Origin of the sequence: Pseudomonas sp. GM50 (assembly GCF_000282375.1) — a bacterium.
Lineage (GTDB): Bacteria > Pseudomonadota > Gammaproteobacteria > Pseudomonadales > Pseudomonadaceae > Aquipseudomonas.
Genome location: NZ_AKJK01000069.1, coordinates 21,348 through 45,771, shown reverse-complemented (window position 1 = coordinate 45,771; position 24,424 = coordinate 21,348). Strand labels below are relative to the sequence as shown.

The following is a 24,424-nucleotide window of genomic DNA, read 5'->3' as shown; positions in this document are numbered from 1 at the left end:
CTGTCAACCTTTCGCTTGAACCGCTGCACCTGAGCGCAATCGGTTGAACCGAGAAGCTGCTTTCGCGCACGTTGGCACGAACACCGGGCAGCCGTGCGGTAACTATCTACCACCTACGTCTCACCTGCGAATTCTAGTCTTGAGCCTCAACCCACAGGCGCCTTCAACAGCGCCCTGAACGAGACTCGACGATGCCCTCACCTCCCGCTCCGCTGTTTTTCCCCCAGGCCCTGCAATCGCCCGGCCACTGGAATGATCTGGGTAGAACCCATGGGCTGACGCGCAAGGATTTCGAATGGTTCAGTCATCTGGAACTGGCCAGCCAAACGTTACGCAGTCAACAGACCCCGCCCATGATTACCGAAAAAATCCTGCTCAATGCGCAAGACCTGGCATCCGTCCCCTTGGCCGGCAGCTTCGTGTTGAGCCTCACTCCGGATGACAACGGTGAAATTCTCTACACCCCGTACGCCGGCATAAAGAAGTTCCACAGCCGCGCAGCCTTGACCGAACAGCTTGAGCGCCAACTGAGCAGCGTGACCGAGGACGACGGCTTGCTGGCCTTCATGTCGTTGGCTGAGCGCAAAACGCTGGCGGCAGCGAGCAATATTCAGGTGAGTTTTCAGGCCATCGAGGGCGACGTATTCGAAGACCAGCGCACTGTCATCGCCAATAACCAGCGAATGAACGAGCAGTCCATGCTGGACGAGTTGATCAAGCTGCCAACGCTGACCTCGCTGCTCAATACGCTGCTTGACGAGTTGTTGCAATCTTCATTCCCACGCCTTGATCAAAGCCAGACCCGACTCGACTTTTACTCCGTTGCACCGGCCCATGACGACGACCAGGACAGTGCCCCGCCCCGGCGCTGGATCAATTCCATGTCCCTGAGTGACGCGGTGCTGTCGTACTACCGCCATCAGCGATGGCCGGTCGGGCAGCTTTATGAATTCTCCCATCCGGGAAAAAATCCGGCGAGCACTGACCAACAGCACTGGGAAACCGCGGTAAAGACCGCTTCCAGCAAACTGCTAAGCCTGCTTTGCGGGAAACTGCAGAACTACTGGGACGATGCGGCGGCCGACGGTGCATCCCGCCGCGTTTTTTTCAATCGGGCCATCCGTGAAAAGGCACGCGCAGAGTTCCTGATCAAGCGCGAGGCCGACGTCATCAGCCCTGAACAGAGCCAGGCCTTGCACGCTTTGATTCAGCCGACAGCGGGCACTGCCTCGGCACTGAGCCTCGAGGCGGTGCGGCTTTGGGAACACGCAGCCAATTATGTCGAACTGGCCGGCGCACTGATGATCAGTCACGCCAATGCCAATGCCTTTCTTTACACCCCCACCCAAGGACTCCAGGTTCTGAAGGACTATCAGGACCTCAAAGGCACCTTGCTGAGCAAGTTCAGCGCGGCCGGTCACGAAGAGGAGCTCTACGGCCTGCTGAGCCTGGATGAACGCAACCGGTTCATCGGTTTCAATCAGCCACAGGTCTCCGGCGAGGTGATTTCAGGGGCGATATTCAAAACGCTGTTTGAGGCGGTCATCACCAAGCAACTGCAAAACATGGAATACGTTCTGCAGGTTTTCCGTCAGAGCGAAGGCACCGTGAACCTCCACGCCTTGTTCGACAAGGCACTGGATATACGCGCCATGATCAGCGAGCACTTGCTGACGCTGGATGTTCAGGGACGCTGGAGTACCCGACCGGTGTTATCCGGCAACCAACTGCCCTCCATGGTATTGGCAGACACGGCAGCGGCTTTCGTCAAAACCTTCAGCAGTGTCGAATCGCTGATCAGCGCGGAGTTCGCCTCTCAGCCGATCGCGTCTCTGGCGCTACAGCGCGTGTATCTGGAGAAGTTGAAACCCCAGCTGGCCCACGCGCTTTCCGTGGGTGTACGCGGGGAAGCCAGCCTTCGGGTACTCAACGCGACGCTGCGGGACGCCGACCGGGCCATTGTCGATACGGTGCTCAACCCGGATCAAGCGGATCGAAAAACGCGCCTCGCCCTCAATGGGTTCAGGCCTGATGCCTATTCGCTGATCCTTGAATGTTCCGGGCAGAAGGATGTGCTGCCCCTGGCCAATTGCGTACTGCTGACCGAACGTGGCGGGCTCGATGTTCAACATTCCGGCCGGGCGATTCTGTGGACGCCCGCGGCCGGGCTGGAAGTTTTCGCTTCAGTCAGCAGCGCAATGACGGAATTGAACCGGCGCCTGCTCGACGCCAACAAACGCCTGGAGCTGCTGGAAAACCTCCCCCCTGCCCAGCACACATTCCACCAGCGCTACACGCTCAACTCGTTGCGACTGATTGAAAGCAACGTCCTGCAGCACCTTGCGCAGTCCTCCATTGACCACTTCCTGGCCCGCTGCGAACACCTGCGCAGTCGAAAACTGGGCGACACACAGCAGATCAAAGCGTTGCAAAAGATGACGCAAAGGGTCATCGACACCAACTTGCGAAGAGCCACATTGATCTCGCAGGCAATTACCCGACAGCAGTCGCTGCCTGCATGGCTTGGCATGGCCCCCGTCGCAGAACAGCAGTTGCACATCGAACTGCTGGAGCAATACCGTAACAGCGTCACCGACGACAAAGATTATCTGCACGGGATCCAGCCCCTGGCGTCCTATGTACATGACCGATTGGTGTCATTGCTCGGCAGCCGATTCCCTGGAACGCAACTTGACCCCGGCCACATTAAAATTACGCCCGACCTGGCCCTGGCCGGACCGGCGCGTAGCCTGACCGAGTTTGCCCTGAACCCTGCCGACGTCGCTCAAGGCACCGGCTTCAAGATTGCCTCGACAACCGCTCAAGCCCTTCCCGATCGCCTGAATCAGGACGCCGTGCGCCAGCTTGTGCAGTCACTGAATATTCACAGCGATTATGCAAAGCAGGTGACGGATGCATTGACCAGGACCGGCACCGATGCCGACAGTCGAAAACAGCGTTTTATTCAGCAACTCCCGTGGCAACTGCTGCAACACGCTCATGCACTGAAACTGCAGCAACGTCTTTCCGCCCGCGCGTTCGATTTGATCTGTCAGGTTCTCGACATGCCGGACGCCATCGCCCGTGCGGCTGTCGCAGGTGCCCACGCCATCATCAGGTCGCTGGAACTGATCAAGACCGCAGGTGCCGCAGCCGTCAAAACCCTGGGCCTGTACCTGATCGGCCCCGGTGCCGGACATGACGGGCCGCAAATCCTGTATGCGCCTTATCACACAGGCTCGGTGTTTACCGAATTCAAGAACGAGGCCAGCGTTATCTCAGCGATCAATACACCCGGGGCACTGCAGGATCTGATCATTCGACGGCTTCCCGAAGGTGAACAGTCCCTGTTCGGCAACCTGTTGAAGTCCACCGTCGGACAACAAAGCGAAATCACCCTCGCCTCCACCCCCATCGACGGCAACCTGCTTGTACAACTGTTCAGCGATAACGTCAGCCTTCTATCGAAGATGCTCGGCAGTCACTCCGAAATCAGCGGCCAGGCCGAGTGGGAAGCCGCCAAAAACCTGTTCAGCTCCGGCATCAATCTGATTTCCCGCCTGTTGCCGGGCAAACTCGCCTATGTGCTGTTTCTGTGGCAAAGCTACAAGGACTTCAAGGACTCCGCCGAAGCGCTGCAGGATCATCACTGGACGCGGGCATTACAGGCATTCATTGCCGGTGCCGCACAGATGGTGTCGTTAGGCAAGTTGTCGCTGGAGGAGTCGGCGACCACGGCGCAAACAACCTCCGCCACCCCACCTGTTGCCAACCCGGTGACTGCCCCGCAATGGTCGCAAGTGAAACCGACGGCACCGGCGCGCACGGTGTTGCAGCCTTTCGAGACCACGGACGTAGCATTAAAGGAACTGCGCAAGAACAGCGATGGAACTTACCGAAACTCAATCGGCAATCGAACGTACGCCCCTGTCGAGGGAAAGGTTTACCCCGTGGTCAAAACCGGACCGATCTGGCGAATGATCAGAGACCAGCAGCCGGGACCCGCGTTGCTGGCGGCTCCCGGCCAGCAACTGGTGATCGATCCGGACATCCATACGGTCCATTACGGCAAAGCCCTGTCGAAAATGCACAATCAACATGCCACTGCTCGCATGGTCCGAGAGGTGCTGAATATCGAAGCGCGGGGAATGGAAGACATTCGGACAAAACATCCGGAAAAAGCACGCATGATCATGCAAGCCATAGACCTGGCTCGTTACTACGCGTTCAACAGTCTGCATAACCTGGCGCAGCTCCGGCAACGCCTCCCCGGTACGCGACTGGATACCTTCCTCAAAGCCTTTTTTGATGTGGGCAACATCGACGCGAGCATTCTCGACAAAATCAAACAGGCCATCGTTCCTGTTTGCAAAGCGCTGGTGGACCCAAACGAGGATTTGATGAATACCGAACGTTTTGTGGTCGGTTCCAACAAATACGGGCTCGACAGTACGATCGCTTTTGTTGTGGAAGAGGACATTCTGAAGCATGTGCATTTCACGGAAACATTTTTCAATCAGCAACTCGATTTCTATAAAGACTTTTTGACGGAGCCGTTCAATATCAACAGTCATGCCCAGGCCGCCACCCTGATTCACGAGTTCTCCCACCTCTATTCAAAGACTGTGGATATCGCGACGATCGAGTCAAGGCGTCCGTTCAGTGATCTTGTCACGCCAATGGCCTTTTTTAGCGCAAAGCTGAAACAGACTCAGCTGGACTTCCAACGAGAGGCACTGTCCCTGGCGACCCCGAGGGAACAACTGTTTGCGCGCTGGAACAGCGAGCTGGACTTATGGGACGATCTGGATTCGATTGCGGGTTTAGGGAATGTGGGTCGGGAAATTCTGAAAGCAACGGGTTGTACAACGATGGATGCTGCTCGTGATGCCTTTCTGAATCCACGGAATGTGGACGTGAGAGTCGACACCATTTTGCGCAACGCCGACTCGATCGCTTACTTGATATGTGAAATGGGTCGACAACTGGATCCGGTAAGTTAAGACGCAGAACCTGTGGGAGCGTGGCTTGCCCGCGAAGAACGATGACGCGTAGTACCTGAAAAACCGCGGTGCATTCTTCGCGGGCAAGCCACGCTCCCACAGGATTTTCGTCGCTCAAATTTCTTGACTTGCCGGCATTGGCTACAAGGCCTGCTTTTTTGGTCTTGACCATTTTTTCACTGCATTTGTGGATACTGCCTGGCGACGCCCGGTTTCCAGGGCATCCATGTGAAAATAAGTTGTACTTTGATGGGCAATTGCCATGACGGTTGTTCTCGCAGACTTCCCCTCAAGGTTAGAATGCAGGAAATCAGGATGAGTCAATGACCGACCACTCTCTCTCGCAAGCCCAATACGACGCCATCACCGATGCCGCTGCGCACTGGTGCATGCGTCTGCATGCCATCGACTGCACGGCCGAAGAACGCCTGGCGTTCGAGCAATGGCGTGATGCTCATCCTCTGCACGCCTTCGAGTACGAAGCCATGCTGGATATCTGGGATGTAGCTGGAGATTTACCACGTCCCGAATCCCCCGCGCCGGCTGTTCGCATCCAACCGACAACGCCCTGGCGCACTTTCGGCATTGCTGCCACCGTCTGCGCCCTGGCATTGCCACTGGCGGCATATACCGGATGGAACCTGGGATGGCTGCCTAATGCCTATCAGCATTTCGAGGCGACCGACAATGTTCGTCAGGTCACGCTGAGTGACGGCAGTCAGGTGGAGTTGAACCTGGGCAGTGAACTGACGTTCAGCAATTACAAGGATCAGCGTCGTGTCACGCTGAAAAAAGGCGAAGCCTTCTTCAGCGTCAGTCACGACCTGCAGCACCCATTCATCGTCAGGGCAGCCGATGGCAGGATTCGCGTCACCGGAACCCAGTTCAACGTGTGGATGTATGAAGACCAGGTACGCGTGAACCTGATTGAAGGTTCTGTGCTGGTAACCAGCAACGGTGCCCTGCCCGGCGAGGGTTCACATCTCGAACCTGCCATGCAGGCGCGTTACCGGCACGGCGACTTCACACCACAAATCAGCCAGACCTCTGCCAACGACCATTCGCTGGCCTGGCGCAGCGGCAAACTGGTGCTCGATGATCTGACGCTGACCGATGCCCTGCCCTTGATCAATCGTTATTTGAACAAGCCCGTCATGATCGCGGACCACAGCACCGGCTCGATTCGCCTCGGCGGTATCTACAACATCAAAGAGCTCAATAATCTGGTGGCTTCGCTACCCAAGGTGCTGCCGGTCTACCTGACCCGCAACAAGGACGGTAGTCCGGTCCTCAATTCAATTCCGCAACAAGCCCCAAAAAGCTGAAGGCCGCCACCCTTGTGGGTGCGGCCTTCATGTTTCATTCGAACGCTATTGCGACTACTGCGCGGCGATCTTCCCTGCTTTTTCATCCTGCTCGCGAATCGTCTGAGCCTGGTACTGCGGGTCGGACATGATCTGCTGCTCGGTAAACGGCAACACACTCAGCTGTTTCTTCGAAAAGGCCAGTGTCTGGTCCCGGGAATACTTCGACGCCGGATCGCTGGACAACGAGAATGCCAGCAAGCCCTGAGCCTGCGGCCCCTTGTCATCGAAAGTCACCACCTGCAAATAGCTGGTGCCACTGACGACTTCGCGCTTGCCGTCGCTTCTCGGCACGCTTTGGATCGCGTTATACACGCCCAGTGCACCCGGCCCGCCATGGATCGGCGTTTGCTGCCCACCACTGCTGGCCACCTGGATATCGCCCCAGCGGCTATCGGCCTTCAGGCCAAGTTTTTTTACCTGCTCGACCGAGGCCAGCATCGCCGCCCGAATTGCTTTGGCGACGTCTGGCCGTTCAATTGCCAGGCCACGCGGTGTGTGTTGCGGATCCTTCGGGTCGAACCCCACACGCCAGATGTCAGGGATCTGCTGTAACGGCCCCATGACGTTTTGAAAATGCACAAAGCCCAGTCCGCTCTCCAGATTCACCCGGCGATCCCACGCCTTGAGGCTGGCACACAGCGGCGTAAGCGTCGGCGCATCGGAGCCAATATCCGCGGCGCAGAATTGCAGCAGGTCCGGCATCACTTGCGCCGCCTGATACACCTGATCGTCCATCACCATGTGTTGCAGATCTGCCGCAGCGACAGGGCCGACCTTGCTCAAGGTGCCCAGACGCTCCAGTGCGAAGCGCGAACGCAGTCCCAATGGCTGATTGTCCTGACTGATCAATGGCGAGAAACCGGTGAGCGGTTGTGCCGGGTTGGCCATCCAGGCCGAATCATTGGAATGCTGCACAAAGTCTTTGCGCAGCAGTTGCGGCAGTTTATCGGCTGCGTAAATACCTTTTTGCGCAGCGTTCGGGTCAATGTCCCAGGCGCAGGCGCTGTTGGAACCGTCGAGCAGGATCATCTGTAATCCGGCCCGCGGATCGCTGCACTTGGCCAGTTTGTCGGCATTGACGTTCGGCACCACCGACAGGTTCATGTAAAGCGTCTGCCCTTGATCGTCTACGGCCAGGGTGTTGACCCATGGAATCCCCTGGATTTTGTGCACCGATGCCTGCAATTCAGTGAGGCTGGCGGCACGGTTCATCGCATACCACTGCTGCAAGACCCGGTCGTTATCCAGGTTGGCATCGCGCAAGCTGTAGGCGAACTGGTTGTTCCAGTCCAGCTTGCCTGGCCATTGCACAATCGGGCCGAACTGCGAGCTGTAGACCACATGGGAAATCTGCCGGGTCTGGCCATCGGCTTGCTTCACGTTAACCGCCAGCGTCTGCTTTTTCATCGGCAAAGACTTGCCATCCAGCAGGTAACGGGTCGGATCCTTGGGATCGAGTTGCAGGCGATACAGCGTGAAGTGCTTGGACGAATCCACCGTGTGGGTCCATGCCAAGTGTTGATTGAAACCAATATTGATCATGGGCAGGCCGGGCAACGCGGCGCCCATGACATCCAGTTTGCCAGGAATGGTCAGGTGCATCTGATAGAAACGCATCCCACCGACCCAAGGAAAGTGCGGATTGGCCAGCAACATCCCGCGTCCGTTGAACGAGCGCTCGCTGCCGACCGCCACGGCGTTGCTGCCGCGATCCAGAGCGAAGCGTTGCATGCGTGAAGCCGCCAGCTGGAACGACCCCGGATCGCCCGCCACATGGGCAACGGTTTTCGGCGGGGTCGCGCCGGCCAATGCTTCGGCAAACTGCCCCACGCCGCCTTCGACCAACAGACGTCGGGTCAACTTGACCAGGTCCTGCGCGGTAATCGCGCGCACCCATTCTCCCTGGCATTGCTGCGGCAAACCCTGCGCTCGACGCTCTGTCAGCGAACGGTTGTAACCCGCCACATAACCTTCGATGAGCTCGCGGACTTCAGGCGTTTGCGCCTGCCAGAAAGTGGCGACAGCCTGCGGGGTGTTCAGCCAGTTGAAAAACAGATCGCTGGCCAGGTTCCCGCGCTCTTCGACGGTGGACTGGTCCGGGCCAAAATACCGTGAGCGCTCGCCATTGACGGTGACAATCTCATTGGCCAGCAAGCACAGATTGTCCTGAGCATAGGCATAGCCAATGCCATAGCCGAGCCCACGCTCGTTGTCGGCACGAATATGCGGCACGCCGAAACTGGTTCGACGAATCTCGGCCGTCGCCTGCTCTGGCTGGCTGCGCGCGTTTGCCGCAAGACTCAGCCCCAGAAACACACCCGCAAGGCTCAACCTGGTTAACTGCCTGGAAATAATCACGCTCGCTCCTGATCGAAAAGACGTATGACACGCAATGCGCCTCCCCTTAGAACGAAGCAAACAGCAAAAATTTAGGACGTCCCCACGCCCGGCTCACGGCCCGCTGACGTAACGGCGACAAATTTTCTACATGCGGGTCTTCATTATTTGCCTGGCTCGTTCGTCTTATTGATTGAGAGCACCCATCACATTTTCCTGATCAGGCTCTGAAAAGGAGTTTTTGCATGTACAACCCGCAACTGCCAACGGACGGTAGCCATGCGCCAAAGGCCAGCACCCTGGGCTCCGGCGTCTTCAATCAACAAGCCGAACGCCACGGCAACGAACGGATCAGGTTTTTGCTCAAGAGTTTTGGCCTGCGCACCAGCCTGATTCGTCTGAAAGTCATCGACGCCTTGCTGACCGCCGCCGAAAGCGATCGCAGCCTGGGGGTGCGTGGCGTGCACAGTCACTTGCTGGACCTGGACATTCCCCTGTCCTTTCTCAGTGTCCGTGAAGTGTTGAAACGCTTGTGCGGTGAAGGTGTGATCACCCTCAATCCGGACAAAAGCTACAGCCTGCATCCACAGGCCGCCGCCGTCCTTTACAGCGAGCAACCCGGCCAGGGGGCGTCGCTCAAGGCTTGACCTTGCGACGCATCACGCCATTGATCACCACCACGAGCACCGCCACGCCAATGGCGATGTACTGGAACAGCTGCTCTGTGATGATCCCTGCGTTTTGTAGCCAGGAAAGGCCGAACATGATCCCCAGTACCACCAGGGAGATCAGAATCGAGTATTTCAAACGTTGCGACTGGGTCATTGCGGGTTCCTGAACCAAAAAAATGTATCCGGTTTGTATCCGATTGCATGCCAAGCCCCTACTGTTCTGCGGGAATAAGGGGCTGCAAACGGGGTCTCATGTTACAGCCGATGAAGAGTTTTGACTTCATTGCGGCGATAACCATGAGGATTTTGAAATGTTCCGTCGAATCACACTGCTGATTCCCCTGCTCGCGTTCCTGACCCTGAGTGGCTGCATCGTTTTCCCCCACGACGGCTGGCATGGCGGCCACCATTACGACCGTGGCGGCCCCGGTTATTATCAACATCGATAATAGGGAACTCGCTCAGGCGCTCGAGTCTTTTTTGTAAAAACCATTAGCCGACTGCGCACAGAGTTCCACCATCCAGTCGACGAACACCCGTACCCGTCGGGACAACTGGCGATGAGGAGGATAGAGCGCCGTCAGCGGCATACCCGGTGGCGGCACGTCCCTCAGGACCTCGATCAAACGCCCCTCATTCAGTTGGCGGGCAACGTGATAATACGGGGTCTGGACCAATCCATATCCCGCCTCGCACGCTGCCAGATAGCCATCGGCGCTATTGACCGAGACGTGCTTGGGCAGGTCGATCAACCGCAGTTGGTCATCGAGTACAAATTCCAGTCCGTAGCGTTTGCCGGTGTCGTTGGAAAAGTACTCCACCATCTGGTGCCCCTTCAGATCCTCCAGACACAGCGGAGTCCCGCAACGCTGCAAGTATTCCGGGCTCGCACAGGTGACCTGGTCCAACACGCCCAGCGGCCGTGCCACCAGTGAGTCGTCCAGGGTCGAGCCACCCCGCAACACGCAATCGATACCTTCGCGGATCAGATCCACAGGCCGGTCATTCAAACCGATTTCCAGTTCGATCAATGGATACCGGGCAGTGAATTGCGGCAATGCCGGGATCACAATCAAACGCCCCACTCCCGCCGGCATATCCACTCGCAGCAAACCTTTGGGATTGTGGCGAGCTGCAGAAAATACGGCTTCGGTCTCTTCCAGATCCGCCAGCAACCGCACGCAACGCGGGTAATAGGCAGCGCCATCAAGCGTCAGGCTGATCTGCCGGGTGGTGCGCTGTAGCAGTTGCACGCCCAGATGTGCCTCAAGTTGCTTGATCAGAATGGTCACGGAAGCGCGAGGCATTTGCAGGCTGTCCGCCGCTTTGGCAAAGCCGCCCAGTTCGACGATTCGGGTGAACACGCGCATGGCGTTGAAACGGTCCATTGCTTTGGCTTACCGGCTGATTATTTAGAAATTGCAAATAGTGATAGCAGTTTTAGCCGGTTTATCTCGTTTCTGTCGAGATCAACAATAGGATTTCAATTCACAGGGAGCTGATTTCATGCAAACACGTCAACTGGGCAAAAACGGTCCGCAGGTGAGCGCGATCGGTCTGGGCTGCATGGGCATGACCGATTTCTACACCACCGGTGTGGACACCCGCGAAGCCACCGCCACTTTGCATCGCGCGCTGGAGTTGGGGATCAATCTGCTCGACACGGCGGACATGTACGGTCCGCATACCAATGAAGAGCTGATCGGCAAGGCCATTGCCGGCAAGCGTGACCACGTGTTTCTGGCGAGCAAGTCCGGCATTGTCCGCGACCCATCCAACCCCGGTGCACGAGGCGTCAACGGGCGACCGGAATACATTCGCAAATCCATCGACGGCACCCTCAAGCGCCTTGGCGTGGAGACCCTGGATTTGTATTACCAGCACCGCATCGATCCGCAGGTGGCCATCGAGGAAACCGTCGGCGCCATGGCAGAACTGGTGAAGGCCGGCAAGGTGCGTTACCTGGGATTGAGTGAAGCCTCGGTCGTCACGCTGGAGCGAGCGAACAAGGTTCATCCGATCAGCGCACTGCAAAGTGAATATTCGCTATGGAGCCGCGATCAGGAGGAGAACGGTTGCCTGGCCGCGTGCCGGCGACTGGGCGTTGCCTTTGTACCTTACAGCCCATTGGGCCGGGGCTTTTTGACCGGTGTACTGAAAAGCCCGGATGATTTCGCAGCCGACGACTACCGTCGCTTCAGTCCACGTTTTCAAGGGGAAAACTTCGCAAAAAACCTGTTGCTGGTGCAGCAGGTTCAGGCCCTGGCCGCCGACAAGGGTGTGACGGCGGGCCAACTGGCGTTGGCATGGGTCTTGGCCCAAGGAGATTATCTGATCCCGATTCCAGGCACCAAGCAGCGTAAATACCTGGAAGAAAATGTGGCCGCACTGGACGTGAAACTGAGCCGCGAAGAATTGCAGGCCCTGGAAGCGATATTCCCGGCCCAAGCCACGGCAGGCCTGCGCTATCCGGAAGAAGTCATGAAGTTGCTTGACCGATAGCAGGTGCCCGGCCCGCCCCCTGTGGAGAGGGGGCTTGCCCCCGTTGGGCTGCGTAGCGGCCCCAAGTCCGCGCCCGTTTCTTACCATCAGATTGCGTGTTCGGTTTTTACGACTGCTTCACAGCCGAACGGGGGCAAGCCCCCTCGCCACAGTGGTTTACCCAACGCTGTATCACTTCGAAACAATCCCCTGTCTCTTTGTTGGGTAAATTGGTCAAAATGCATCTTTTTGGCCACAACCCGAGACGAGATATCCATGCGAACCCACCTGCGTCTGGCCGCCCTGAGCGCCCTCTTCATCTCTTCCCTGACCCAGGCCGCCGACCTGATTCCCATCGAAGTTCACCGCGACGCCAATTGCGGCTGCTGCAAAAAATGGGTCAGTCATCTGGAAGCCAACGGTTTCAAAGTTGAAGACCATGTCGAAGCCGACATGAGCCAATTCAAGCAACAACACGGCGTGCCACCTCGCCTGGCGTCGTGTCACACCGGCCTTATCAATGGCAAATTCGTCGAAGGCCATGTACCTGCCGATCAAGTACTGGCCTTGAGCAAGCGTGACGATCTGTTGGGCGTTGCCGCCCCCGGCATGCCCATGGGCTCGCCCGGCATGGAAATGGACGGCATGAGCGATGCCTACCAAGTGATCGGCCTGAAAAAGGACGGCACTGACGTGGTGGTGGCGGACTACCCCGCCCATTGATGTTCGGCGCATACATCGGGCTGTTTCTCGCAGCGTTCGGTGCCGCGACGCTGCTGCCACTGCAATCCGAAGCGGTGCTGGTGGGGTTGCTGCTCAGCAACCCGTATTGGCTCTGGTCGCTGCTGGCGGTGGCAACGCTGGGCAATGTGCTGGGCTCGCTGCTGAACTGGTGGCTGGGGCGTGGCATCGAGCGGTTTCGCGACCGGCGCTGGTTTCCGGTCAGCCCCCGCCATCTCGAGCAAGCCCAAAAGCACTATCAGCGTTACGGTCATTGGTCGTTGTTGCTGAGCTGGGTACCGATCATCGGCGATCCACTGACGCTGGTGGCGGGTGTCATGCGCGAGCCGCTGGGGCGTTTCCTGATGATCGTGACACTCGCCAAGGGCGCCCGCTACGGTGTGTTGGCCCTGGCTACGCTGGGGTGGATGGGTTGAACGATCATGCAGGGCCATAGCCCAGTGCCCGTCAGTCAAGGTGCGGAACCTGTGGGAGCGGGCTTGCTCGCGAAGAGGGAGTGTCAGTCGACATTAATGTTGCCTGGCACACCGCTTTCGCGAGCAAGCCCACAGGGATTGCGCTCGGCATTGCGGCCCTGATCCATGTTTAATGTCACCGTAATCATGCCGATCCAGCATCAGCAGATTTCCTGTGGAGTTCGCCCATGTCGCCCATTTTCCGCTGGTTACCCGGCCTGCTGCTGACCGCTGCGCTCCCCCTCATCGCTCAGGCCGAAACACCGGAATACGGCCCGCAACTTCAGGGCTTCGAGTATCCCTACACGGTCAAGCATTTCGCCTTTGAGTCCCAGGGCAAATCCCTGCAGATGGGTTACATGGACATTGCCGCCCAAGGCAAGGTCAATGGACGCAGCGTGGTGCTGATGCATGGCAAGAATTTCTGCGGCGCGACCTGGGACAGCTCGATCAAGGCGCTGAGCGAGGCCGGTTATCGGGTCATCGCGCCGGACCAGATCGGCTTCTGCACCTCCAGCAAACCGGACCACTACCAATACAGTTTCCAGCAACTGGCGAGCAACACCCAGCAACTGCTCAAGACCCTGGGCATCCAGAAAGCCACCCTGCTCGGGCACTCCACCGGCGGCATGCTCGCCACGCGCTATGCGTTGCAATACCCCGATCAAGTCGAACAACTGGCGCTGGTCAACCCCATCGGACTGGAAGACTGGAAAGCCCTCGGCGTGCCGTACCGCACGGTCGATCAATGGTACGAACGCGAACTCAAACTCAACGCCGACGGCATCCGCAGCTATGAACGCAACACTTATTACGGTGGCCGCTGGAAACCCGAGTTCGACCGCTGGGTGGACATGCTGGCCGGCCTGAACAAAGGACCGGGGCATACGCAAGTCGCGTGGAACTCGGCGCTGATCTACGACATGATCTTTACCCAACCGGTGTACTACGAGTTCAAGGACCTGAAGGTGCCGACGCTGTTACTGATCGGCACCTCCGATACCACGGCCATCGGCAGCGACATTGCACCACCCGAGGTCAAGGCCACACTCGGTCACTACGAGGTGCTCGGCAAGCAAGTGGCGAAACTGATTCCCCAGTCGACACTGATTGAATTCCCCGGCATGGGCCACGCGCCACAGATGGAGGAACCGGCCAAATTCCATCAGGCATTACTCGACTGGCTAAACAAAACCAATCCCGTTCGTTGATGAGGTAAGGCTGATGGCGGTGCAGATTGCGGTGATCGATGACTGGCAGGACGTGGCTCGCGAAGTGGTGGACTGGTCGGTGCTGGACAGCATCGGTCAGGTGAGTTTTATCCATGACTACCCGGCCGACAACGAAACCCTGGCCGAACGGCTCGGCGCATTCGAGGTGATCTGCGTGATGCGTGAGCGCACCCGGTTCGACGAAGACCTGCTGCGCCGCTTGCCCACACTCAAGCTGTTGGTCACCGGCGGCATGCGCAACGCCGCCCTGGACCTGAAAGCCGCCGCCGCGCTGGGCATTCAGGTCTGCGGCACCGACAGCTACAAACATGCCGCTCCCGAACTGACCTGGGCGCTGATCATGGCCGCAACCCGCAACCTGGTGGCCGAAGCCAACGCCTTGCGCGCCGGTCAGTGGCAACAAGGGTTGGGCGGCGACCTGCAGGGCAAGACCTTGGCGATCCTCGGCCTGGGCAGCATCGGTCAACGGGTAGCCCGGTTCGGTCAGGTGTTCGGCATGCGGGTGATTGCCTGGAGCGAAAACCTGACAACCGAACAGGCTGCCGAAGTCGACGTCACCTATGTCAGCAAGCAGGAACTGTTCGAGCAGGCCGATGTGCTATCGGTCCATCTGGTGCTCAGCGAGCGCAGCCGAGGGCTGGTGGACGCTCAAGCACTGGACTGGATGAAACCCACGGCATGGCTGATCAACACCGCCCGCGGGCCGATTGTCGATGAGTCGGCGCTGATCAAGGCGCTGCAGAAACAACGCCTGGCGGGCGCGGCGCTGGACGTGTTCGAGCACGAGCCGTTGCCCCGCCATCATCCTTTCAGAACGCTGGACAATGTGCTGGCCACGCCTCATGTCGGGTATGTCAGCCGACAGAATTACCAACTGTTCTTTTCGCAGATGATTGAAGATATTCAGGCTTGGGCGGCGGGAGCGCCGATCCGGATTCTGAGCTAAGACCGCGAAGAGGCCCTCAAACCACTACACCTCCCCTAAACCCTATGCACCGCAATGGTGCAACCCACATCCCATCACGCCCGATTATCGTGACCTCTCGGTCCCGATTTGACCCACCTCCAAAAACCAACCTGCCCTTCGTCGGTGCGCTCCCCCAAAAAGCCCGCATGTTTTGTTCCCTCTCCAACCGATTGTCGAACAATTTCGCAGTTAACCGCCCCCGCTCTAAGTTCTGGCCTAGACTGATTTTCGCGGGGTAAAACCGGTCGGTCATTCGGTGAAAATAATCGAAACTTTTGGTGCTGGCCGCGAGTCAGGTTAAGAGTAGGGCCACAGCGACTGGTGCATTCCTTGCAACAGCCACTTCACCCATTCTGCTTCAGCGCATGGGCAGCACTTGCTCACCGATGCGTAGCGCGTTTGCGCCCGGCCACAGGATTTGGCCACGAACACCGTTTGTGCCAGACCTAGAATTAGATCAACAACACGGGAGATTCATATGATCAGTGCGGCTTTAGATATCCAGGGAGAACGTGCTCATCAGCAGGTCGGGGAAACGAGCACCGTCGGTGTCCTCAGTGCCAAATCGGTCAACGCGCCGGTCCCCAAAACACTGGCACCGGTAGTCAGTCAGAATCCCAACAAGAAGAAAGTCCTGTTCGTCACCTCGGAGATTGCCGACCTGGTAAAGACCGGAGGTCTTGGCGACGTTTCCGCCGCACTGCCACGGGCGATGGCGCATCTGCACGATGTCCGTGTGCTGATCCCCGGTTATCCGCAAGTGATGAACAGCGAAAACCCGATTCATATCATCGGTGAACTGGGCGGGCACGCAGCGTTGCCGCCCTGCAAGATCGGGCGCATGGACATGCCCGACGGCCTGGTCATTTACGTGTTGATCTGCCCTGAATTGTACGAGCGCGAAGGTTCGCCTTACGGCGCCAACAACGGCCGCGACTGGCCGGACAACCACATTCGTTTCGCCCGACTGGGCCTCGCGGCAGCTGATATCGCCGCCAACCTCGCCCAAATTCACTGGTGCCCGGACCTGGTGCACGCCCACGACTGGCCCGCTGGCCTGGCACCTGCCTATATGCACTGGCGTGGCCAACGCACCCCGACCCTGTTCACCATCCACAACCTGGCCTACCAGGGCGTCACCAGCCTCGGTTCGTGCCCGGAACTCGGTATTCCCCTGCATGCCTTGCAACAGGAAGGCATGGAGTTTTACGGCAAGATGTCGTTTCTCAAGGCCGGCATGGCCTACTCGAGCCACATCACCACCGTCAGCGCGACCTATGCGCAGGAAATCACCACGCCGGCCTTCGGCTGCGGTCTCGACGGTTTTCTCGCCGCCAAGACCCAGCAAGGCCTACTCAGCGGGATTCCCAATGGCATCGATGAGAGCTGGGACGCAGCGACCGATCCGCACCTGTTCCACCCGTTCGGCATCGGCGACTGGGACGGCAAAGCGGTCAACGCCGCGCACGTTCGCCGGCTGTTCGACCTCGACGACTCCGAGGGTCCGCTGTTTGCCGTGGTCTCGCGGCTGGTCTACCAGAAAGGCCTGGACCTCACCGAAGCCGTCGCCGAATACATTGTCGCCAACGGCGGGCAGATCGCGATCATCGGCCGTGGCGAGCCGGAAGAAGAACAGGCCATGCGAGAACTGGCGTTGCGCTTCCCCGGGCAAGTCGGCGTGCACATCGGCTTCAATGAAACCGACGCCCGCCGGATGTTCGCCGGCAGTGATTTCCTGCTGATGCCTTCGCGTTACGAACCCTGCGGCCTGAGCCAGATGTACGCCCAGCGCTTCGGTTCATTGCCGGTGGCCCGCAATACCGGCGGCCTGGCCGACACCATCGAAAACGGCGTGACCGGTTTCCTCTTCAACGAATCCACCGTGGAGAGTTATCGCGAAGCCCTGGGCCGCGCGTTCAAGGTGTTCGCCTTCCCCGGCCTGCTCAACGCCATGCGTTGCCGAGCCATGGCGGCGCCCTTCAACTGGTGCAAGGCAGTCGAACCCTACGCCGAACTCTACGAACAACTGGTGGCTAAAGCGCTGGGAAAATCGGGCAAACAGTAAGAGGCTTTCAACGATGCCGTTACGGACCCTTGAGACCTGGCCCCACGGCGCAATCATGCTGGACGCCGAACACACGCGTTTTGCCTTGTGGGCGCCAGATGCGTTTTTTGTCAGTCTCGAACTGGAAGATGGACAATCCCTGCCACTGCTGCCTCAGGCCGATGGCTGGTTTGTGATCAAGACCCGCTGCCCCGCGGGTACCCGCTACCGCTACAACATCGATGGCGAGCTTACGGTGCCGGACCCGGCCTCCCGCGCCCAGGCGGGCGATATCGACAGCCACAGCGTGGTGGTCGATCCCCTCGCCTATCGGTGGCAACACAGCGCCTGGCAGGGTCGACCGTGGAATGAGGCGGTGATCTACGAACTGCACGTCGGTGCACTCGGCGGTTTCAGCGAGGTCGAGCAGCATCTGGAACACCTGGTCGAACTGGGCATTACCGCCATCGAACTGATGCCGCTGGCGCAGTTCCCCGGCGAACGTAACTGGGGCTATGACGGGGTTTTACTTTACGCGCCTCAAGCCTCCTACGGCTCGCCCGAACAACTCAAACACCTGATCGACACAGCCCACGGCCATGGCCTGGCGGTGATTCTCGACGTGGTCTACAACCACTTCGGCCCGGACGGCAATTACCTGCATCGCTACGCAGAAGGCTTTTTCCGCGAAGACAAACACACCCCGTGGGGCGCGGCCATCGACTTCCGGCGGCGCGAAGTGCGCGACTTCTTTATCGACAACGCGCTGATGTGGTTGCTGGAGTACCGCTTCGACGGCCTGCGTCTGGACGCGGTGCACGCCATCGAAGACCCGGACTTTCTTCAAGAGCTGGTGCAACGGGTGCGGCGGCAAACCGATCCGGCGCGGCACGTGTGGCTCATGGCGGAAAACGAACACAACCAGGCCAGCCTGCTGGAGCAAGGTTTCGATGCGCAGTGGAACGATGACGGCCATAACGCCCTGCACGTTCTGCTCACGGGTGAAACCGATGCCTATTACGCCGATTATGCCGAGCAGCCCACCGAACAGCTCGCCCGCTGCCTGAGCCAAGGCTTTGTGTTTCAGGGCCACATCACTCGCCACGGTACGCCTCGAGGTGAACCGAGCGGTCACTTGCCGCCCACGGCCTTCGTGCTTTTTCTGCAGAACCACGACCAGATCGGCAATCGCGCCTTTGGCGAGCGCCTGCATCAGCTGGCCCATCCTGATGCCCTTTACGCCGCCACGGCGTTGCTGCTGTTGTCGCCAATGATCCCGCTGATGTTCATGGGCGACGAATTCGCCGCCGAGCAACCGTTTCTATTCTTCACCAGCCACCATGGTGAATTGGCAGAGTTGGTGCGCGAGGGACGACGCAATGAGTTCGCGGCGTTCAGCGCCTTTGCCGACCCGCACAAGCGCGAGCAGATTCCCGACCCGAACGCGACGCAGACCTTCGAGGCTTCACGGCCGAAACTGACCGCCAGCCGCCAATCGCCGATCTACCAGCTGTATCGCCAACTGCTGCAGATCCGCCACCGACACATCATCGCGCACCTGCCCGGCGCCCAGGCGCTGGGTGCGCAGGTACTGGCCAAGGGCGCGGTGACGGCGCGCTGGCGGCTGGGCAATGGCAGTCAGTTGCGCATTGACCTGAACCTCAGCGATGCGCCCGTGGTCCACTCCCCACAGACCGACGCGACGTTGCTGTTCGAACACCCGCCACAATCGGCCGGTCTGTTGAATCAGGGCATGCTTGCCCCGTATTGCGCGCTAGTCAGCCTCACGGCCGCAGCCCCTTTGCTACCCCCGGATGGAGAGCGCCCATGAGCAATGCGCAACTGGAAATACTGGCCAGCCGAGCCGGCCTGGCCGTCGACTGGATCGACGCCAATGGGCGTCCACAGAAAGTCACCCCGGCGGTGTTGCGCTCGGTACTCAGCGGACTTGGCCATCCGGCCAGTACCGCCCAGGAGATCGACGCCAGCCTGCTGCAACTGCAAGAGGTGCAACAAACCCGGCACCTGCCACCGCTGCTGACCTGCGACGTGGGTGTCGGCCTTGATCTGGCCCACTATTTCGAACCGCAAACCCCGTGTGAGATCCATCTCGAAGACGGCTCACGGATTAACTTGAAGCTCGATGACAACGCCGTGTTGCCCGGTCTGGTGCCGGTGGGTTATCAGCACGTCAGCATCGACGATCAGTCCTTCACCCTGGCGGTGGCACCCCAGCGCTGCTACAGCGTCGGCGACGCGGTTGACAGTCAAAACCCGCGCGCCTGGGGCCTGAGCGTGCAGTTGTATTCGCTGCGTCGTCCCGGTGACGGCGGTTTCGGCGATACCCAGGCCCTCGAAGATCTGGCCCGAGTGGCCGGCGAACGAGGCGCCGAAGCGTTGGCAATCAGCCCGCTGCACGCGATGTTCAGCGGTGACACCCAGCGGTACAGCCCTTACTCGCCGTCCAGCCGTTTGTTCCTCAATAGCCTGTACGCGGCGCCCGGTGCGATTCTCGGTGAGCGTGCCCTGCGCGCCGCGATCGACGCCACCGGCCTTGCCGCTGAGCTTAAGCATCTTGAAGCACTGCCGCTGATCGACTGGCCCACCGCCGCCGAAGCCAAGCATCGTTTGCTCGAAGCCTTGTACGAAGGATTCACCCACGGCGAACACCCTTTGCACCCCGATTTCAGCAGCTTCCGCCATGCCGGTGGCGAAGCGCTGGAAAATCATTGCCGCTTCGAAGCCATCCAGGAAGCCCGTGCGCGGCGCGGTGAAAGCCTCGACTGGCGTGAGTGGCCCGAACAATGGCGTGACCCGCGCAGCACCGCTCTGGCGCATTTTGCCGAAGAAAACTCGACCCGCATCGGCTACTACGCGTTCTGCCAATGGCTGATTGCGCGCAGCCTGGAACGCGCCCAGACCGCCGCCCGCGGTGCGGGCATGGGCATCGGCCTGATCGCCGACCTGGCGGTGGGCGCCGACGGCGGCGGCAGCCAGGCCTGGAGTCGCCAGGACGAATTGCTCGCCTCACTGACTGTGGGTGCGCCACCGGACATCCTCAATCGTTCCGGCCAGGGCTGGGGCATCTCTGCGTTTTCCCCCGAAGGTCTGGTGCGCAACGGCTTTCGCGCGTTCATCGAAATGCTGCGGGCCAACTTCGCCCATGCCGGAGGCCTTCGCATCGATCACGTCATGGGCCTGCAACGACTGTGGGTGATCCCCAAGGACGCGCCGCCCAGCGACGGTGCCTACCTCTATTACCCGGTGGATGACCTGCTGCGTTTGCTGACCCTCGAATCCCATCGACATCAGGCCATCGTTCTCGGCGAAGACCTCGGCACCGTGCCCGAGGGTTTGCGCGAGAAACTCATTGCGCGCTCGATTCTCGGCATGCGCGTGCTGCTGTTCGAACAGGACAACACTCACTTCAAGTCGATTCTCGAATGGCCGGACAACGCCCTGGCAACCACCAGTACCCATGACCTGCCGACACTCAATGGCTGGTGGCATGGCCGCGATATCGACTGGAGCGCACGCTTGAATCTGGTCGACGCCCCGGGTGAAATCGAATGGCGCCAACACCGTGAGCGCGAGCGCGAAGGTTTGCGTCGGGTGCTGAGCCAAGACCCGCAGAACTTCCGCGAAGAGTCCCACGAAACCGATCAGGTGCTCGACGCCGCGATCCGCTTCCTCGGTCATACCCGCGCACCGCTGGTATTGCTGCCAATGGAAGATGCCTTGGGTATCGAACAGCAGGCCAACCTGCCCGGCACCACCGACACCCATCCCAACTGGTCCCGCAGGCTGCCCGGCGACAGCGAAGCCCTGCTCGATGATCCAGACGCCGCCCGGCGCCTGGAACTGCTCGCCTGCGCGCGGCTTCAGGCGGCCGAGCGTGACCAATGAATCAATCGCTCACCCAGCCGCTACGGGCGACCCTGCGGCTGCAATTTCATAAGGGTTTCACCCTGGATCAGGCGGTGCCGCTGGTGCCGTATTTCGCCAGCCTGGGCATCAGCCATGTCTATGCCTCGCCGCTGCTCGCCGCCCGCGCAGGCTCCATGCATGGCTACGACGTGGTGGACCCGACCACCGTCAACCCTGAACTGGGCGGCGAAGCTGCATTGCGCCGTTTGGTCGGTGCCTTGCGCGAACAGAACATGGGGCTGATCCTCGACATCGTCTCCAACCACATGGCCGTTGGCGGTGGCGATAACCCCTGGTGGCTCGACTTGCTCGAATGGGGGCGACTGAGCCCTTACGGCGAGTTCTTCGACATTCAATGGCACTCTCCCGACCCGTTGATGGAAGGCCAATTGCTGCTACCTTTTTTGGGCAGCGATTACGGCATCGCCTTGCAGGACGGCACCCTGCCCTTGCGTTTTGATGCCCGGCGCGGCGCCTTTTATGTCGAGCACTATGAGCACCACTTCCCGATTTGCCCGACGAACTACGGCGAACTGCTCAAGGCTGATGATCAACTGGATGCCGAGCAGGCCGAGCAGCTCAAATCCCTGGCAGACCGCTTCAGTACCTTGAGCTACCAGACTGACGCGCACAGCCTGGCGATGCCACTGAAAACGGAACTGGCTGAACTGGCCAGCGATCCGGCCATTCTTCAGGCCATCCAGCACACGATTGGAACCTACGACTCGATCCCCCCCGAGGGTTTCCAGCGCCTGCATAACCTGCTGGAGCGCCAGAGTTATCGCCTGGCCAGTTGGCGCACCGCGGCAGACGACATCAACTGGCGGCGCTTTTTCGATATCAATGAACTGGGTGGCCTGCGCGTCGAACGCCCGGCGGTGTTCGAGGCGACCCATGCCAAAATCTTCGAGCTGGTGGCCGAGGGGCTTGTCGACGGGCTGCGCATCGATCACATCGATGGCCTCGCCGACCCGCGTGGTTACTGCCGCAAACTGCGGCGCAGAGTCGATCGCCTGGCACCGGATCGGCACCTGCCGATCTACGTCGAGAAGATCCTCGGCGAAGGTGAAACCTTGCACCGCGACTGGTCTGTCGATGGCAGCACCGGTTACGAATTCATGAACCAGTTGTCGTTGCTGCAACACGACCCCGAAGGCGCCCAGACCTTGGGTGAACTCTGGAGCCGGCACAGCGAACGCCCCGCCGATTTTCGTCAGGAAGCGCAACTGGCGCGCCAGCAGATTCTCAACGGCTCTCTGGCCGGGGATTTCGAAAGTGTCGCCCATGCCCTGTTGCAAGTGGCCCGGGACGACGTGATGACCCGGGACCTGACCCTCGGCGCGATCCGTCGGGCCTTGCAGGAACTGATCGTGCACTTCCCGGTGTATCGCACTTACATCAGCCCGCTGGGCCGAAACTGCGCCCAGGACGAGGGGTTTTTCCAGCAGGCCATGGACGGTGCAAAGCAAACCCTCGGCGAGGCCGACTGGCCCGTGCTCGATTGCCTGGCCGGCTGGCTCGGTGGCCAACCCTGGCGCAAGCACCCGGTGGGCCGCCCACGCAAGCTGCTCAAGCATGCCTGCGTGCGCTTTCAGCAACTGACCTCACCGGCGGCGGCCAAGGCGGTGGAAGACACCGCGCTTTATCGCTCGGCCGTGCTGTTGTCGCGCAACGATGTCGGCTACAACACCGAGCAGTTCAGTGCGCCAGTGGCTGACTTCCATGCCGCCTGCGCCAATCGCCTCGCCGAATACCCCGACAACCTGCTGGCCACCGCGACCCATGACCACAAACGCGGCGAAGACACCCGCGCGCGGCTCGCAGTGTTGAGCGAGCGCAGCGTCTGGTATGCCGAACAGGTCGAACACTGGCGAACCCTGGCCGACGAATTGCGCGCTGAACCCGGCGCGCCCTCGGCGGGCGACGAGCTGATTCTCTATCAAGCGATCCTCGGCAGTTGGCCGCTGGAACTGCGCAGCGATGATCAGCCCGCGCTCGAGGACTACGCCAAACGCCTCTGGCAGTGGCAACAGAAAGCCCTGCGCGAAGCCAAGTTGCAAAGCAGCTGGAGCGCGCCAAACGAGGGCTATGAACAGGCGACCCATGGGTTTCTCGAACGCCTGCTGCTCAGCCCCGAAGGCCAGCCACTGCGCATGGCCATCGGGGCGGCGGCGCAGAGCATCGCCGTACCGGGCGCATTGAATGGCTTGGCGCAAACCTTGCTGCGAATGACCGTGCCGGGGGTACCGGACCTCTATCAGGGCAACGAGTTCTGGGACTTCACGCTGGTCGATCCGGACAACCGCCGGCCGGTGGATTACGTCAGTCGTCAGCAGGCCATGCACGTACAGTTGGACCTGCCCGATCTGTTGGCGAACTGGCGTGACGGGCGCATCAAGCAAACCTTGATCGCCGAGGCGTTACACCGGCGTGCCGAGCATGCCGGGCTGTTTCAAAAAGGGACTTATCAAGCCCTTGAAGTCCTCGGTAGCCAGGCTCACCGGGTACTGGCGTTTGCTCGTGAATGGCAGGGAAAACGGGCTATCGTGATCGTACCGATACGCTGTGCCGAACTGCTGGAAAACAGTGCCAAACCACAGGTTGACGCGCCGCTGTGGGGCGATACCCGAATCAAATTGACGTTCGCCGCGCCTGAAGAAAATCTGAAGGGACTTTTTACAGGCGTCGCAGTCACAAAACACAGGGAGCTGATGGTCAGCGCCGCGCTGGGGGATTTCCCGGTCAATCTCATTATCCAAACGACCCAAGCTTGAGTTCAGTTCAGGAGCATTGCGATGAGTACCGACGATAAACGCATCCGCGAATTTGCCTATCAAATCTGGGAGTCCGAGGGCAAACCCGTGGGCCAGGAAAAACGCCATTGGGAGATGGCCTGCAAACTGGTCGAAGCCGAACGCCTGGCCCCCGGCAAATCCGCGAAAGCAAGCGGCAGCAAAACCACCGGCACCAAGTCCGCTGCCGGCAAGCCGGACGGTAAGCTGGTCAATGCCAAGGGCATCGAACCGACACTCAAGGCCAAAGCCAAGCCCAAAGCCAAACCCGCCGCGGCTTCGGCGGTGATCCCGCCGGGCGAGAAGAAAACCGCCGAGAAAAAGCCTCGCGCTGCGCGTAAACCACCCACGGCCTGACGTTTGCCGCCGTGCCCCGCTTGATTTCGCGGCGTGCCCCTCGCCATCGA

At 59.7% G+C, this 24,424-nt stretch carries 17 protein-coding genes; 14 read left to right on the top strand and 3 right to left on the bottom strand.

Translation table 11 applies throughout. The features are described 5' to 3' along the window. The first annotated feature begins 191 nt into the window (after positions 1-191). Both PMI30_RS12515 and PMI30_RS12520 read left to right on the top strand, forming a co-directional pair. On the top strand, positions 192-5,003 hold the full coding sequence (locus PMI30_RS12515) for a dermonecrotic toxin domain-containing protein (RefSeq protein WP_008010746.1): 4,812 nt from the start codon (positions 192-194) through the stop codon (positions 5,001-5,003). Positions 5,004-5,326: 323 nt separating this feature from the next. Then, a complete protein-coding gene (locus PMI30_RS12520; RefSeq protein ID WP_008010745.1) occupies positions 5,327-6,328 on the top strand; it encodes a FecR family protein in 1,002 nt (333 codons plus the stop codon). A 54-nt stretch (positions 6,329-6,382) separates the two neighbouring features. Here the strand turns inward: PMI30_RS12520 and pvdQ are convergent, their stop codons facing one another. After that, the gene (pvdQ, locus tag PMI30_RS12525) at positions 6,383-8,728 is read right to left on the bottom strand and encodes a bifunctional acylase PvdQ (protein WP_008010742.1); all 2,346 of its coding nucleotides are present in this window, start codon (positions 8,726-8,728) and stop codon (positions 6,383-6,385) included. 224 nt (positions 8,729-8,952) lie between these two features. On the opposite strand from pvdQ, the gene PMI30_RS12530 reads away from it, so the two are divergent. Then, on the top strand, positions 8,953-9,354 hold the full coding sequence (locus tag PMI30_RS12530) for a hypothetical protein (RefSeq protein ID WP_008010741.1): 402 nt from the start codon (positions 8,953-8,955) through the stop codon (positions 9,352-9,354). Here the strand turns inward: PMI30_RS12530 and PMI30_RS12535 are convergent. Next, positions 9,344-9,532, bottom strand: a complete 189-nt coding sequence (locus PMI30_RS12535) for a hypothetical protein (protein ID WP_007901365.1) — start codon at positions 9,530-9,532, stop codon at positions 9,344-9,346. The genes PMI30_RS12530 and PMI30_RS12535 overlap by 11 nt on opposite strands. Before the next feature lie 157 nt (positions 9,533-9,689). Between PMI30_RS12535 and PMI30_RS31520 the strand changes: the two genes are divergently transcribed. Continuing rightward, on the top strand, positions 9,690-9,827 hold the full coding sequence (locus PMI30_RS31520) for a hypothetical protein (RefSeq protein WP_008010740.1): 138 nt from the start codon (positions 9,690-9,692) through the stop codon (positions 9,825-9,827). Between the two features lie 12 nt (positions 9,828-9,839). Here PMI30_RS31520 and PMI30_RS12540 read toward each other — a convergent pair whose 3' ends face one another. Next, positions 9,840-10,766, bottom strand: a complete 927-nt coding sequence (locus tag PMI30_RS12540) for a LysR family transcriptional regulator (RefSeq protein WP_008010739.1) — start codon at positions 10,764-10,766, stop codon at positions 9,840-9,842. A gap of 118 nt (positions 10,767-10,884) precedes the next feature. Here PMI30_RS12540 and PMI30_RS12545 point away from each other — a divergent pair, with 118 nt between their 5' ends. From PMI30_RS12545 to PMI30_RS12590, 10 genes are all read left to right on the top strand, one after another. Then, positions 10,885-11,880 (top strand): aldo/keto reductase, encoded by a 996-nt coding sequence (locus tag PMI30_RS12545; protein ID WP_008010738.1) that lies wholly within the window; start codon positions 10,885-10,887, stop codon positions 11,878-11,880. Between the two features lie 255 nt (positions 11,881-12,135). Further along, positions 12,136-12,582, top strand: coding sequence for a DUF411 domain-containing protein (locus PMI30_RS12550; protein WP_008010737.1), 447 nt, complete (start codon positions 12,136-12,138; stop codon positions 12,580-12,582). Next, positions 12,582-13,016: a YqaA family protein gene (locus PMI30_RS12555; RefSeq protein ID WP_008010736.1), complete on the top strand. Its 435-nt coding sequence runs from the start codon at positions 12,582-12,584 to the stop codon at positions 13,014-13,016. The genes PMI30_RS12550 and PMI30_RS12555 overlap by 1 nt, the downstream gene beginning before the upstream one ends. Before the next feature lie 227 nt (positions 13,017-13,243). Next, a complete protein-coding gene (locus tag PMI30_RS12560; protein WP_008010732.1) occupies positions 13,244-14,266 on the top strand; it encodes an alpha/beta fold hydrolase in 1,023 nt (340 codons plus the stop codon). Between the two features lie 13 nt (positions 14,267-14,279). Next, positions 14,280-15,233, top strand: a complete 954-nt coding sequence (locus tag PMI30_RS12565; protein WP_008010730.1) for a D-2-hydroxyacid dehydrogenase family protein — start codon at positions 14,280-14,282, stop codon at positions 15,231-15,233. A 499-nt stretch (positions 15,234-15,732) separates the two neighbouring features. Continuing rightward, positions 15,733-17,319, top strand: a complete 1,587-nt coding sequence (glgA, locus tag PMI30_RS12570) for a glycogen synthase GlgA (RefSeq protein WP_008010728.1) — start codon at positions 15,733-15,735, stop codon at positions 17,317-17,319. A 13-nt stretch (positions 17,320-17,332) separates the two neighbouring features. Next, positions 17,333-19,129 carry a malto-oligosyltrehalose trehalohydrolase gene (treZ, locus tag PMI30_RS12575; RefSeq protein ID WP_008010726.1) on the top strand — a complete coding sequence of 599 codons (1,797 nt, stop codon included), beginning with the start codon at positions 17,333-17,335 and terminating at the stop codon, positions 19,127-19,129. Next, positions 19,126-21,204 (top strand): 4-alpha-glucanotransferase, encoded by a 2,079-nt coding sequence (malQ, locus tag PMI30_RS12580; protein WP_008010724.1) that lies wholly within the window; start codon positions 19,126-19,128, stop codon positions 21,202-21,204. Before treZ ends, malQ begins: the two co-directional genes overlap by 4 nt. Further along, positions 21,201-23,999, top strand: a complete 2,799-nt coding sequence (locus tag PMI30_RS12585; RefSeq protein ID WP_008010723.1) for a malto-oligosyltrehalose synthase — start codon at positions 21,201-21,203, stop codon at positions 23,997-23,999. Before malQ ends, PMI30_RS12585 begins: the two co-directional genes overlap by 4 nt. Positions 24,000-24,020: 21 nt before the next feature. Then, a complete protein-coding gene (locus PMI30_RS12590) occupies positions 24,021-24,374 on the top strand; it encodes a DUF2934 domain-containing protein (RefSeq protein ID WP_008010721.1) in 354 nt (117 codons plus the stop codon). Positions 24,375-24,424 lie beyond the last annotated feature (50 nt).

Coding starts and splice junctions, on each gene's coding strand:
- PMI30_RS12530 (WP_008010741.1), top strand. CDS start 8,953: ATGTACAACCCGCAACTGCCAACGGACGGTAGCCATGCGCCAAAGGCC.
- PMI30_RS12585 (WP_008010723.1), top strand. CDS start 21,201: ATGAATCAATCGCTCACCCAGCCGCTACGGGCGACCCTGCGGCTGCAA.
- PMI30_RS12565 (WP_008010730.1), top strand. CDS start 14,280: ATGGCGGTGCAGATTGCGGTGATCGATGACTGGCAGGACGTGGCTCGC.
- PMI30_RS12535 (WP_007901365.1), bottom strand. CDS start 9,532: ATGACCCAGTCGCAACGTTTGAAATACTCGATTCTGATCTCCCTGGTG.
- PMI30_RS12515 (WP_008010746.1), top strand. CDS start 192: ATGCCCTCACCTCCCGCTCCGCTGTTTTTCCCCCAGGCCCTGCAATCG.
- PMI30_RS12560 (WP_008010732.1), top strand. CDS start 13,244: ATGTCGCCCATTTTCCGCTGGTTACCCGGCCTGCTGCTGACCGCTGCG.
- treZ (WP_008010726.1), top strand. CDS start 17,333: ATGCCGTTACGGACCCTTGAGACCTGGCCCCACGGCGCAATCATGCTG.
- PMI30_RS12555 (WP_008010736.1), top strand. CDS start 12,582: ATGTTCGGCGCATACATCGGGCTGTTTCTCGCAGCGTTCGGTGCCGCG.
- PMI30_RS12540 (WP_008010739.1), bottom strand. CDS start 10,766: ATGGACCGTTTCAACGCCATGCGCGTGTTCACCCGAATCGTCGAACTG.
- PMI30_RS31520 (WP_008010740.1), top strand. CDS start 9,690: ATGTTCCGTCGAATCACACTGCTGATTCCCCTGCTCGCGTTCCTGACC.
- malQ (WP_008010724.1), top strand. CDS start 19,126: ATGAGCAATGCGCAACTGGAAATACTGGCCAGCCGAGCCGGCCTGGCC.
- PMI30_RS12590 (WP_008010721.1), top strand. CDS start 24,021: ATGAGTACCGACGATAAACGCATCCGCGAATTTGCCTATCAAATCTGG.
- PMI30_RS12520 (WP_008010745.1), top strand. CDS start 5,327: ATGACCGACCACTCTCTCTCGCAAGCCCAATACGACGCCATCACCGAT.
- PMI30_RS12545 (WP_008010738.1), top strand. CDS start 10,885: ATGCAAACACGTCAACTGGGCAAAAACGGTCCGCAGGTGAGCGCGATC.
- glgA (WP_008010728.1), top strand. CDS start 15,733: ATGATCAGTGCGGCTTTAGATATCCAGGGAGAACGTGCTCATCAGCAG.
- PMI30_RS12550 (WP_008010737.1), top strand. CDS start 12,136: ATGCGAACCCACCTGCGTCTGGCCGCCCTGAGCGCCCTCTTCATCTCT.